This window comes from Coraliomargarita algicola, from assembly GCF_033878955.1.
In the GTDB taxonomy this organism is placed as follows: Bacteria; Verrucomicrobiota; Verrucomicrobiia; order Opitutales; family Coraliomargaritaceae; genus Thalassobacterium; species Thalassobacterium algicola.
In genome coordinates this window covers 4862467-4876134 of record NZ_CP138858.1, presented here as the reverse complement: position 1 = coordinate 4876134, position 13668 = coordinate 4862467, and the positions used below count along the sequence as shown (strand labels likewise).

At 52.9% G+C, this 13668-nt stretch carries 9 protein-coding genes; 4 read left to right on the top strand and 5 right to left on the bottom strand.

Translation table 11 applies throughout. The annotated features are described in order from the left end of the window. Nucleotides 1-96: 96 nt before the first annotated feature. Both SH580_RS19965 and SH580_RS19960 read left to right on the top strand, forming a co-directional pair. A complete protein-coding gene (locus SH580_RS19965) occupies nt 97-756 on the top strand; it encodes a response regulator (protein WP_319832577.1) in 660 nt (219 codons plus the stop codon). A 57-nt stretch (nt 757-813) separates the two neighbouring features. Continuing rightward, entirely contained in the window at nt 814-3597 is a 2784-nt protein-coding gene (locus SH580_RS19960; protein ID WP_319832576.1) for a sensor histidine kinase, read from the top strand. Nucleotides 3598-3721: 124 nt separating this feature from the next. Here SH580_RS19960 and SH580_RS19955 read toward each other — a convergent pair whose 3' ends face one another. The 4 genes from SH580_RS19955 to SH580_RS19940 all read right to left on the bottom strand — a co-directional run bounded on the left by SH580_RS19955 (nt 3722) and on the right by SH580_RS19940 (nt 10528). Beyond that, nucleotides 3722-5590: a sulfatase gene (locus SH580_RS19955; protein WP_425607105.1), complete on the bottom strand. Its 1869-nt coding sequence runs from the start codon at nt 5588-5590 to the stop codon at nt 3722-3724. A 10-nt stretch (nt 5591-5600) separates the two neighbouring features. Next, on the bottom strand, nt 5601-7913 hold the full coding sequence (locus SH580_RS19950) for a glycosyl hydrolase family 95 catalytic domain-containing protein (protein ID WP_319832574.1): 2313 nt from the start codon (nt 7911-7913) through the stop codon (nt 5601-5603). A 20-nt stretch (nt 7914-7933) separates the two neighbouring features. Further along, nucleotides 7934-9472, bottom strand: coding sequence for a sulfatase-like hydrolase/transferase (locus SH580_RS19945; protein ID WP_319832573.1), 1539 nt, complete (start codon nt 9470-9472; stop codon nt 7934-7936). A 267-nt stretch (nt 9473-9739) separates the two neighbouring features. Continuing rightward, on the bottom strand, nt 9740-10528 hold the full coding sequence (locus SH580_RS19940) for a PEP-CTERM sorting domain-containing protein (protein WP_319832572.1): 789 nt from the start codon (nt 10526-10528) through the stop codon (nt 9740-9742). A gap of 220 nt (nt 10529-10748) precedes the next feature. Between SH580_RS19940 and SH580_RS19935 the strand changes: the two genes are divergently transcribed. Together SH580_RS19935 and SH580_RS19930 are read left to right on the top strand one after the other, a co-directional pair. After that, nucleotides 10749-12722 carry a sensor histidine kinase gene (locus SH580_RS19935; protein ID WP_319832571.1) on the top strand — a complete coding sequence of 658 codons (1974 nt, stop codon included), beginning with the start codon at nt 10749-10751 and terminating at the stop codon, nt 12720-12722. A 14-nt stretch (nt 12723-12736) separates the two neighbouring features. Further along, nucleotides 12737-13417, top strand: coding sequence for a response regulator (locus SH580_RS19930; protein ID WP_319832570.1), 681 nt, complete (start codon nt 12737-12739; stop codon nt 13415-13417). A 36-nt stretch (nt 13418-13453) separates the two neighbouring features. On the opposite strand, the gene SH580_RS19925 is transcribed toward SH580_RS19930, so the two are convergent. Further along, nucleotides 13454-13621, bottom strand: coding sequence for a hypothetical protein (locus SH580_RS19925; protein WP_319832569.1), 168 nt, complete (start codon nt 13619-13621; stop codon nt 13454-13456). Between the last annotated feature and the right edge of the window lie 47 nt (nt 13622-13668).

The window sequence follows — 13668 nt, the reverse complement described above, 5'->3', positions numbered from 1 at the left end:
CAATCGTTACTAAGTGGGAACCGTCGGAGTAGAAATAGATGATTCGCCCCATTATCCTTGATTGGGTGCATTTCCGAGAGTAATTTTCAGCATTTTATGGCGACACCTCCTTCCGACTCTTCCCCCATTAATGTCTGCATCATTGAAGATCATTCAGACTTCCGTAATACCTTGCGCGCGGCGATCAATGCTGCCCCCTCGCTCCAATGTAATGCGGCTTTTTCCAATGCAGAAGATGCCTTTGAATATTTAAACGAATCGGGGGCCCCCGATATCATCGTGCTCGACCTGGGCTTGCCGGGAATGGATGGCATTGAGGCTATCCCCAAACTTCGCGAGCTCGCGCCGGAAACCAAAGTGCTCATTCTGACAGTGTTTGAGAATAAGACCCGTGTCTTACAAGCCCTCGGGGCCGGCGCTTCAGGCTACTTGATGAAGGCTTCAGGCATCAAATCGATCATTCAAGGAATCGAAGATGCCCATAATGGAATCGCGCCACTAAGCGCAGAAATCGCGCAAATGGTCTTTGCCACCTTCCGTGCATTCAAGCCGGTATCGCACGAAGCCGAAATTTCTGACCGTGAAGTCGAAGTGCTACAGAAACTGGCTGATGGGGCGACACGGATCGAAGTCGCCGATCAATTACATGTCAGCCGGCACACGATCGACAGCCACATCCGCAATATCTATCGAAAATTACAAGTGCACAACGTCTCCGGAGCGATCACCAAGGCGGCGGCCATGCATATCATTTGACCTCCATGCAAAGCATCCCGTAACACGGCGGACTCGCTCAGAGCCCCAGGCCTAGAAATGAACGACCTCTCCCACTGGCGACAGCAAATGCACTGGCTACTGGCATGTATGCTCCTGCTGCTTACATGCTCAAGCCTGCGGGCGGTGGAAGGCATCGATATGACCACCGGCGGGCATTGGCGTGATCCCTCGGTAAAAAAGCCTTGGTCCGTCGATGGTAAAAACGTCTATGGAACCGACGGTCACTACTTCTTTAATGTCAGCACCAGCAGCAAAAAGAAGTCAAACAACCGCCCCATTGAGGAAAATCGACTGGTATCACTGCCCGACTATATCACACAGGTCACGCCCGCTGCGAATTCCGTCACGGCGAGCTCTAACGGATATCTGAAAATCGACCATCCTACGGAAGATTTACCCGCGAAAGTCGAGTCGGGCTTACTAATCATAAAACAGCCCAAAGACATCCGCACAGTCGATGCACTGCAAATCAAGCTCGGCAAACTGCCCCAGCCTTATGGAATACGAATCGGAATACTAATAAACAATGCAGATAAACTGAAACTCTCGCCGCAAGCAGTCAGCCTGCGCACTAGCGACGGCAATTGGAAGCGCCGCATCATCGACATTCCTGACTCACTCAAAGGCACTTGGGTCTTTTTTAACGTTCCGGCCACTCATTCCGGACAATCGCTCATCCTCTCCTTGAGCTCACGCAACGAGCGTATCACCACGCTTGGAGGACTGATCTTTGATGCGCCCATCAGTGAAGACCCACAGATGGCGCTGTCAGTCACCACAACCACGCCGATTGAAACAAATGCAGAAGTCGTGTGGAAAGCGGACATTCATAACAACAAAACGGAGCAACTGGAATGGACAGAATGGCTCGCCCAGCAACTGCTCCGATCCTACCGTCAAAACAAAGCACGTTTACAAGCAATCGAAGCCGAGTTAGCCACACTCCCCGTCACCTACGGTGGGGAGCCCACTGGCAGCGGCGGCTACCTCACTTCGTGGCAAAGTTCCGCCTTCAATCGAACACGCTTGATGTTCAAGTGGCAGCAGCCAGTCGAAATTGATGCGGTCGCCCTGCTCCCGCTTAGACTGTATCTCGGCGACGAGGCCGGCCTGACTGAGAACGCGTATTGGCCAAACGATATCGAGATACGGGCCAGTGTAGACGGGGAATTTGTCAGCCTCGCACACCTCGTAGACTCACAGCAGGACATTCGACATTCATTACCTGAATTTGTGACATTCGAGCCGATTCAAACCCAATTACTGGAAATCCGGTTTACCAACTTACCCAAACGGATGGGAAACAATCAATATGCGGGCGGATTCTCTGAGATCTTCGTATTTTCAGGCAAGGCAAATATCGCCCCCAGAGCCAGACTCACGACCAATAGTAGCCGCGAAGGTTATCGAGTCTTTTCACGCGACTACCTCACCGATGAGCAAACCCCACTCGGTTTACCTGAAATCGGCCCACGAAGCTCCGGCGGCTTGGGCTTTACACTCGTCACGCGGCAACGCCTGCACGAACCCAGTCAAAAATTGGATCTGATCTACCCAGAGGATCAAACCATCGATGCCGTGCGACTCGACCCTGCGGTTATTTATAAACCGGGCCAAGCCTTCCCGGTGCGTTTCACGATTGAGCTGTTGGATGCAGACGAAAACCCGCTCGTGAGTGACAACAGCTACCGTGAAATTCCCCTCAGAAACCCTGGCTTGAACCCTTACACGGCACACTTCCCTGCGACTTCGTCTAGAATCGTTAGACTTAACTTCATCGAATCCTCGCAGCCAACCGAACTGTCGCGCCCCTGGATCCAATTAAGCGAAATGACCCCCCTCTACCAAGGCAGCCCGCTGCCACTCATCGGCCGTGTATTCAACCCTCAAAAGAGTCAGCCCAGAATCGCCCGAGGACTCAGCGATCCCTCTGGCATTCAACTATTCTGGTCCGATCAATCCGTTTACGATGGCATGACTCAATCGGGCAAACTCCTGCCACACCGGGAATGGCTCGAAGGACTGAATCGCCGGCAACGTTTACTAGAGGAACAAAAACACCTAAGCACAGCACAAGTCGCCACACTTAAAGAAGTGCGCCTGCTATCCCAGTGGATCACCCTCGCCCTCATCGTGCTGCTACTGTCCAGCGCACTCTATTATACGATCCACCATCGCCTCCAAGTCAGGCGCGAGATGCGCGACACCCGCGAACGAATCGCCAGTGATCTACACGATGACGTGGGCAGTAACCTCGGCACCATCAATATACACACCGAATACTTGATGGATCAAATCAAAGACCCTGCCCACACGGCACGGCTCAAAGCAATCTTCAAGCTGGCCAAAGAAAGCAGCTTCGGCCTGCGGGAAGTGCTGCATACCACCGCGCCTCGCATTGGCCGATCGCAAAATCTACTGCCACACCTGGAAGAGCTCACTAAGCTCAGTCTCTTTGACGTCCAATACTCCCTGCAACTCGATCCTGCCAGCAATACGGCTCTAAGCGCGCCCCTCCTGCGTAAGGACTTTCTACTCTTTTATAAAGAAGCACTTTATAACATTCAGCATCATGCCGCCTGCAGCCAAGTGCAGATCTCATTGCAGCAGACCCCACGCACCATCGAGCTCACCATATCTGATAACGGCGTCGGTATGAGTCAGGAAAAACTGGCGAAGAAACACACCCTACGCACGCTCAAACTGCGCGCCAAAGGCCTCAAAGCAGAGCTCCAGATTCAATCGGAAGTCAATCAGGGCACCCACATCCGACTCAGTATCCCCCACACAGCCATGCCGCAGGCGGATACAAATAAGTAACTTTAAGCTTAAAAATTACGCCGTGGCAATCCAAGCTTTGGGGGCGCGATCCCCTCTTGAAATACAAAGACATGATGCGGGGCATCGGTGAAGATCAAAATCAACGTTTATTAAACACGCGGCTTCATCCCTTCTTAAGCGCGTAGTCGGAGTAAGCGACCTTCCCTTTCACCCCATCGAGGTCGGGATAACTGACTAGGAAGTTATTCTCGTCGATCAAGTTGAAGATATAGTGGGTCGTCCCCTCCGGGAGCTCCGCCGTCACCCAGCCATTGGCATTGACCGTTGCCGGCGCACGAAACCACTCTTCATAGCGATCGCCACCGTTGAGTGTATAAATCAAATCCGCATGCACCACTTTGGCTCCATGCTCTTCAAACTGCGCGGCGACTCGGTTGCCCTGAACCCGGGTTTCAAGAACAGTCGGCACCTTCTCTTTATGCGGCAGATTATTAGTGGTGGTCGGGTTATAATATGGATAACTGGCCTTCATTTCGGTGAGCATGCCCTTTAATTTCTGATACATCGCTTCCGCTTTTTCCGGCATAGTCGCGGCGAGGTTGTTGGACTCTTCGATATCCACACGCTTGGCCTCTCCGGAAGTCGAGTCATACAGACGATAGAGCTCCAGGGCTTCCGTATCGGGGTCATTCACATGGTCGTAGTTATGGATCAACTTATAGTCCCCGATTCGAATCGTGCTCTCCAAGGCATGACCATGTGGGAAGTGCCACATCATGGTATCGCGCACTTCGCCGTTCGCGCCTTTCACCAGATTCGGGTCGGTCGGATCTTGCGTAAGCAAGGGCAAGAGATCCGTGCCATCAAGGATCTTGTCTTCGGGCTTCGCAGCGCCAACCATGGAAAGAATCGTGGGATAAAAATCGAGGCCGTTGGCGAGAACATCGGTTTGCACGCCGGCTGGAATCTCCGGACCGACTATGATCAAGGGCACACGCGTGCCCCCTTCCATCGCCGAGATCTTGCCACGCGCGAGGGGGTGGTTATCGGTGTAGCGCTCATCGCGCCCGCCTTCCATGCCACCGTTGTCCGAGGTGAAGATAATATAGGTATTCTCGCTCAACATATGTCCTGGCCAGCGTGGGTCTTCGGTCGTTTCCAGATACTCAAAGACTTGCCCGACATAGTAATCCAGTTCTTCAACCATCGCGCAGTAAAAGGGGTTGGTCTGACCGGGAGTGTCGCGCGAGGGTAAGTTCGCGGGATCGACTCCGAGCTTCTTCGCATATTTTTCCAAGTGCTCTTGCGCACGGGTATGAATCGGCGTGTGCACCAACCAGGTCGCGTAGTAGAGAAAGAACGGCTGGTCCTTGTTTTCTTCGATGAAGGTGATGGCGTCGACATTGGTTTGATGATAAGGATAGCCGTTCGCATCCAAACGGTAGGGATCATTTGGCGCATCAGTCGCGAAATCTTTAAGGCGATCCTTCATCCCACCGCGCGAACCGCGGTCCGAACGTGTATAATCGAAGCCGACATCTTCTGGCTGAGGAAAAGCGTGATGATCGATCGCGATGTGCCACTTGCCGGAATGTCCAGTCACATAGCCAGCCTGTTTCAAGGCTCTGGCAATCGTGAAGGTATCCTCAGGCATGCGACCACTATACCAAGGGTCCATCATCCGCAGGTGCTTGTTAATAGGCTTGGGAGGCGCGCCACCGACCACGTGCGTCTTCTGCGCGCGTGCAGGGTGCACACCACTAATAATCGCGCAGCGTGAGGGCGCGCAGGTCGGCGCAGGTGAATATGCCTGCCAAAACATCACGCCTTTACCAGCGAGCGCATCAATGTTGGGTGTCTCCATTGGCGAGGGCTCGTCGATGTCGTATGCTTTGATATCCTGCCAGCCGAGGTCATCGGTCAGTAATAAAAGCACATTCGGTCGTGGGCGTGCTTCCGCCTGTGCGGTCGTGGCCAAACTACATAGAGGCAGCAGCAACAAGAGTGTGCGGGATAATAATTTCATTTTCATAATATAAAGATTATTTAAGTCCAAAAGTGTTGCAGTTCTCAGGCAGTGCCTGGACGGGTGCAACGTAAGCCTGAGCGACATTTTTATTATAGAAGATTGCCTCGTCGCCCTGCTGTAGTGCGACTTCGAAGCGTCCATCAGCCAAGCGCTTCACCGCAGACTTTGCGATGCCCTCAACGCGTTCCGGCTGAAAATCTAACTTCAAAATGCAAGACTCTCCTGCGTTACTTTTGACGGAGACAAACTCGGTGCGACCGTCCTTACGTGTGGCGCTGATCTCAAAGCCGCCCTTGGCGAGCAGGCCGTCAAAGGAGACGTTCTTCCACGCCTTGGGAATGGCTGGAAAGACGCGAATCGTGTCGCCCCAACTCTGGAGTAGCATCAACTGCATGGAATCGCAAAGGGAGAGCGGTGTTTCCGTGACTGGCTGCACCCGCGCAGTTTCGGTATACATCGTGGTCGGATGGATCTCCGCAGGATTGTTCGGATACAGCTCCTGCATCTTCATGAAAATATCGAGGTATTTGCCCGCGGTCTCGCCATCTTGCTGCAAGGCATACATCGCCGCCGCCCCACTCCAGGAGTAGCCGGCATTCCCGCGGCCGGGATAGTTGATCCAGTGATCGACCGACTTCGCGATTAGTTCACGATTCTCTGGCTGGTCGATATTGATCTCACACAACGGGTAGATCATCATCAGATGCGAGTAATGACGATGTGATTGCTCAAAGGGAAAATCCTTCGCCACCATGTAGCCGTTCTCATTGACCGGATAATCGACGAGGCGTGCCAACACATCCTTCCACTTCGGCAAGAGCGGATCGTTGATCTGATAACGCTCCGCGATCTCAACCAGCGTGGCACAGCCCCAACGAAAGAGCGACAGATTGAAGTTACAATCCTCACCACCGCCGTATTCCGGCGAGCGTGTATAGGGCAGATGCAATTTGCCGTCTGCGCCCTCCTCCATGATGTGCAAATATGTATTCACCGACTTTTTCAACAGCGGGAAAAATTTCTCCGTGGTCCGCTCGGCGTCCATGGTGCGCTCCAGCATCAGCCAGTAGTCGTGACAGGTCCACAGCAGTTCGCCAGTGAAGCCGAGCTTACCGCGGGGAAAGGGGCTGATGAACGTCTGCGGCACAATCGTCGACATACCCGCGCTGTCATCACCGTATTCAGCTGGCATGTTTGCGACTAAGGTCGGCAACTTTTCATCAAGTTTAGTGAAAAGACTCTCCGCCACTTCGAAGCGGTTGGCGGTCGATAAAAACCAATAGGACAACTGTGTATTCAAATTAAACCAGCCGTTGGCCCAGGCGGTATTTTCAACCATCCACGGCCCCATCGTGTCCATAAAGGCACGTCCCTTGCGGGCACCGGCAGCAAATTTATACACCTGTATCCAATAGAAACTTTCCATCCGTGTGTCGTCCAAACTGATGAAACTCTTCGGATAGTAATTGTGCCACCACACGCGGTGACGCGCCAGCATGCTCTCGAACGACTCGCCTTGCACCTTTTTCAAATGTGCGACCGCGTCCTTCACCGCGGTGGCTTCCGGATAACTGTGCTCAATCGAAACAAGTAGCAGGCGCGCTCCATTCGCTTCCTCGCGAATGGTCCAAGCCGTGCCGATTTCCCCACCCGCGACGAGCGTTTGGCGGCTGACGTCATAGCCCGCGACCTTGGACAAAACTGGATCTGGATTGTATTCGTACGGAGACGAAGCCCAACCTCTGCGACTAGAGTGTGCCTTTTTCCCCTTCTCGGCGATCTCGAGATCCGCCTGTAAGCGCGCCGGCGCGATGGCCTTGAGTGGCACGAAGTCTAAGTGCGCGCCCTTTTCGCCACCCGAGGGCGTTAGCTCATACGCGATAACCATATCTTCGCTGTGCACGAAAGCGCGTATATCGAGACTACCTTGATCGGTGCTCACGCGGACGCGTGTTTCTGCATTATACAAATCCAAGCGTCCTTCAAATCCTGTGATCTTCCCTGCGGTAGTCAGCGTAAAGTAACCGTTCGGCAGTCGAGATTGAGAAATGAAGGGCGGCCCCTCCTTCTTATGATCTTCTGCGTCGGCACGGCCGAGACTGATCCGGAGTTGGTGATCATCGAGCTGATGCAGCATCGTGCCCAACATACCATTGCCCATGAAGGGGCCATCGTGCCAGGCCATCGGCGATTCTTCCCACACCAGATCGTGCCGCGCCAAAAAATCCGGCCAATTGACATCGACTTGCACCTCCGTGGCAGTCGCAGGCAGTGTAGTCGCCGACAGAGCGAGTAGTAATAAGGCTTTAAACGTTTTCTTAAACATCGGGTGTATCATTGAAAGTTTTACTGCGACAGCTCCGCATCTAGCTCAAGGCAGCGTGTGCGATAGACAGCTAAGACGGACGCATATTCGGGGTTATTGGCTAAATTATGCTGCTCTTCAGGGTCCGCATCCATGTCGAAAAGTTCCTCATAGATCGGCTGCTCCCCCTCGATGCCATTGGGCAAATACTGCAGGCGATCCTCCTCCTTGCTGTAGTAACGGATGTATTTAAAGCGTTCGCCTCGCACCCCTTCCTGCCGCGGGTAGCCCTGATCGGTGAACAGATTCTCCAGAAAAACGTCTTTGCGCCAGTCCACCGACTTGCCCTCAATCAGAGGCAGCATGCTCACGCCTTGGTAGGTATCAGGAGTCGGCAAACCGCACATATCGAGCAAGGTCGCTGGAATGTCTTGCCCCACCACGAGCTCCGCGCGTTGCACACCGCGCTGTTCTGCCGATAAAAAAGGCGAGTAAACGATCAAAGGCACATGCACCGACTCTTCGTAAAGCATCGTCTTACCACCCAGTCCATGCTCGCCGTAGAGCAGACCGTTGTCGGAGAAAATGACGATAATGGTGTTCTCATCCAGTTGCAGATCCTTCAACATGGCGCGAAGATCACCGACCATTTGATCGATACCATACACCGCACGTGAGGTTGCCAGCAATGTGCGACGCAATGTATCTTCATTGAAGCGATAATACTTGGGTTGCTCCTTTGCCGTCAGCACGCTCTTCGGCAGCGTCAGATTGTTTGGATAGCCTGCGGGAATCTCAAAATCATCGATTCGGTCGGCGTAGCGCTTGGAGTAAAACTCGGGGTCACTGGGCCGTGTCCCCATGCCACCGAGACTCGACTGATGCGGCAGGTTCAAATTAATCCAGGCGCAAAATGGCTTGTTCGGATCGCGCGGCTGCAATTGATCTTTGATGGATGCATCGGCTTTCTTGTAAAAATAGTCGTAGTCAATACCGGGATTCAAGTAAGCTTGAAAGGCCTCAAACAAGCCTTCGGTTTGTGACTGATTTTTTAAGTTGGAAAAGATTTTGCGCTTCTTGGCCGGATAAAACCCAAGGTGCCCTTCCCCATAATAGGCAAAATCGATGCTCTCGTTCAAAGGCGTGTTCGAGCGATCCACGATCTTGGTGTGATGCTTGCCGATGAATGCGGTCGAATAACCCGCCCCCTTGAACTGCATCAGAAAGCTGTTCTCAAAAGCCTCGGCGGACACATAGTTCTTAGAAACACTGGTAAACCCGATTTGGTTCTTCCGCTCCCATTGACTGGTAAAAATATTCGCGCGGCTCGGCCCACAGATCGGACTGGTGACAAAGGCATTCTTAAAAAAGACGCCCTCCTCCGCCAAACGATCAATGTGCGGCGTTTCCGTAATGGGATGCCCCGTCATGCTCAGCGAATCAAAGCGCTGGTCATCCGTCAGAATAAAAATGACATTCGGCGGGGTCGCGATTGCAGCGACAGCCGATGCGAAAGCCGCCAGCAGACTAACGACACATAAGCGATTAATATCAAACAGAAGGGAAAGCAGATAAAGCATGTGAAAGGGTTCAGATTAATACTAACATATACCAACTATTAAAAATATCCCCCATACGCGGGACAAGGGCGAGAAAGGCTCGAAATCGGGGGGCAATTTCCAGCTATAGATCGAGATGAGCGATGAGATGATCTATCGAGGATAGATCTAAAGTAGCAATGTTCCGCGACTCTCAAAAGCAGATAAAAGCCCTCGGATCGTGAAATCCGAGGGCTGTGAAAAAATCAACAGTTGGTCTAATTAAGCGCCCTTCGACATGCTCAGGATCTAACGACGACGACGCACCATCACAAACACCAAGCCAGTAAGCCCCGCGAGCAGCGCGTATGTGCCGGGCTCGGGAATTGCGGTCAACGTGATGTCGGCGATCGAAACGCTTGGGCTTGTGCCAAGTTCATCACGAGTAAAGGCAAGCACCAGATAGTCATATCCCACGATAGTGTTGACTGCGTATCCAGACATATCAAAGGTCTGACTGAAGTTGTGCAGGCCGGCGTCTCCGTCGCTCAATTCAACTGCGCTGGTCGCGGTGGTGTTGTCAAAGGCGTCGAATCCGATGCCCGAGTTCAGATTAATCTTATTGGTCGTCGCTGTAAACGCAGTCCCGGTAAGATCCCACAAGTTACCAGCGGTGGCATTACGGTTGATGAAGTCCGTAGTGTCCGCAGGCGCGGAGCCTATGAAGCCGCGGATGTGCACATACAACTCTTCACCGGCCTCGGCCGTGGTAAAAGTCACATCCAGTTTGAGCTGATTCAGGGAAGTGTCGCTGATGCCAGTGAGGTCGATCAACTTACCAAGACCACCCTCATCCTGTGCATTTGTCCCGCCACCAGAATTAGTCAAATTACCAGACGCGATTGCCCAATTCGTTCCACTGGTGGCGCGCCAGTCGTTTGAGTCCAGATCATTAAATTGAAGAGCTTCTTCGACTACGGCACTGGTGGTAAAGCTGTCATTTAGAAGCACTTCTTCGGCTTGAGCAAAGCTCGCTGCGAATAAGGAGACGGCTGCCACTGCGGACAGTAGTCGAATTTGGGTGTTAAGTGTATTCATTTGATTTAGGATTATTAAGGATTGATACGTTAGCTTGCTGTAGATCACATTGATCTGCGGTGATCGCGCAGCCGGTTTGTAATCTACTCGGCTAGATTATCTCAATAAACTGACGAGTCGTCTATGGGTGTTTTACCCCCATAAACATGCCCTCCGTCGCAGTACCAAATTTCCATCAAAATGGCTTGTGGACGGCGCTTCAAACTGGAACGTTGAGTCCATGAAACTGGCCCTTTCCATCTATAGTCTTCTGCTACTGTTGGCTGGATCTCTTCTTCCCGCCCCCCAGCTTGCTGCGGAAGCTTCAATCTCCCAACTAGAGATGAAACGGGATGCCATCCAAGCCGAACTGGAAGAACTCGCTGGCTATAGACTGCGCAGCGGGGTCGGATCCATCGGCTTCAGGTCAAGAGATTACCCCGAGCCGTCACACACTGAATGGATTCAAATCAAACTCGAAAAGGAGAGTCCGATCGACCAAATAGTGCTGGTTCCCGCCATCTGGCGCGCGGCACAATCCGGCTTCCAGGCGGAGGGGTTACCGCAGGAATTTCAATTAATTGTCGGCACCTCGTCCGATCCCGAGGGCGTCGTGATCGCTTCTTACGGAGAGCAGGATCAACTGCTCCCCCGCCGGGCTCCACTTGTGGTGGTTTGCCCCCCCGGCACCACAGCCAGCTGGATCAGGCTGAATGCCACCCAGCTGTCCCCACGCCAGTTCGACCATCAATACTATCTGGAGTTGTCGGAGATCATGATCTTCAATGGCCCCGACAACGTCGCCTTGCATCAACCGGTTTCCACCTCTTCGACCGATTCCAACCCCGCGCGCGTTCCCCAATACCTGGTGGACGGTTTCGTGCCTTATCTGATGGACGCCGCGCAGGGAAAACCGGGCATCGCCGTCATCAGCACAATGTCCCCGAAACTGGAGGCTTTCTTCACCATCGACCTGGAAGCACCACGCTCGCTCGATTACATCCACCTACATGCCGTAGAGCAGAGCGATACGGTTCCTCAGGCTTTTTCCAAGGACCTCGGAATCCCGAGGCTCATGCATATCGACGGCTCCAATCAGGCCGACTTCTCCGATGCTGTCCGGCTCCTCGACCTGCGCTATAAATCCGTTTACGAAACTGGCCCGATTATGATGCATCGCTTGCGGGGCGACATCCCGTTCCGCTATATTCGTGTCACTGCGGCAGTCCCTTATACCAATGACTATGAAGGTATCACCGAAGCCCGCTTTGGTTTTTCTGAAATCGAACTAATTTCCGGCGGACAAAACGTGGCGAAAGGAAAAGCGGTCACCGCCAACTTCCCTCTACTCAACCCCACTCGCGCCTTTTCCAGTCTCACCGACGGCCGCAATCTTTATGGAGACATCCTGCCCATCCGCCAGTGGATGAACCAACTCGCCCGACGCAATGATCTGGAGAAGGCCCTGCCTCTGGTGCAACATCAGCTGAATCTGAAATACGCGCGCCAGAAGATTATCGTCAGGCGCCTGAGCTGGCTCGCCGCGTTACTTGCAGCCGGCATCGGCCTAAGCATCCTAATTCACCGTATCCTCCGCATCCGGCAGGCCAGCCAAATGAAGGAACGTTTTGCCGCCGATCTGCATGACGAACTCGGCGCGAACCTCCATGCCATCGGGTTCCTCGGAACTCATCTCAAAGACATTCTCGATTCGCCGGAAAAGCTGCTTCGCACCGTCGATGAAATTAAATCGCTCACCGACCGCACCAGTGAAGCCACCCGCTATTGCATCGACTCGCAGACCGCCAAGGAGATACATGCCGACTTGCCCGCCGACCTCAGACACACCGCCCGGCGCATCATCGCCAACCTCAAATACACACTTGAAATTGAAGGTGAAGAATCCCTAAACGCCCTGAAGCCACAAGCCCGAGGCGACCTCTTCCTCTTTTTCAAAGAGAGCCTGATCAACATCAACCGCCATGCTGATGCGTCCGAGGTCCGGATAAAGCTCACCGCCAGTGCACAAGAGATTCAGCTCAACATCAGTGACAACGGACGCGGCCTGTCCAACGGCGAAAAACATACCGTGCCCGCCTCACTTCAACGCCGTGCCAAACTACTCGGCGCGCAGGTTTCCGTCGAGCCATCCGAATCCGGCGGAACCTGCATATCCCTCAAGCTTAAAACCCGACAAACACGGCTATTCAAATAGCTCCCATAAACACTATGACTCAGAAAATCAAAGTCCTACTGGTGGAAGACAGCCCCGAGTATCGACACGTGATCAGCTTTGCCTTTGAAGACGACCCGAAGCTGGAACTCATCGACAAGTTCGGAACCGCTGAACAAGCCTTACGCCACCTTCAGAGTCCAAATCTTCAGCAAATCCCCGATGTGATCCTGCTCGATCTCAACCTCCCCGGGATGTCAGGAATCGAGGCCATCCATTGGCTCACGGAATACGTGCCGAAAACAAAGATCATCATCCTCACACAGTCTAGAAATGAGGCCGATGTCCTGAGCTCCATCGAACGAGGAGCCGCCGGCTATTTGTTAAAATCCGCATCCGCCCAGGAAATCAAATCCGGCATCCAAATCGTCATGGAAGGCGGAGCCTCGCTGGATCCTAAAATGGCGAACTTTCTTCTGCACAACTTCAAGAAGCAGAAAGCTCCGACCACGGGAAATGAAATACTCTCATCCCGCGAAATGGAGATCCTGTCTCTAATCAGTCAGGGACAGGCGAGGAAAGAAATCAGCAAGGGCTTGAAGATTAGCTCCAAAACCGTAGATAATCATATCGCGCATATCTTCGAAAAACTAAATGTCGTCAATGCCCCCTCCGCCGTGGCGGAGGCCTATAAAACTGGGATTCTACCGACGCATCCTCACTCGGACGAAGAATAGTAATTACGCAGAAAACAGTTAAATATCTCAATCCATCTATAGCGATTGCTCAACTGCAAGGCGCAAGAAAATCGATGTCACGCCCCCGGACACGTCTACCGCACAGGTGACGAGTTCATAGGTATCATCAATGGCCACAGCACTCACTTCCGTAATGCCCGCACTCGACCACTCTTCCAATTCGTTGCCCAGGTCCTTTTGCACTCAGGCCGATAGGTTAATTGCTCGATTACAGGCAGAATACAGCACGT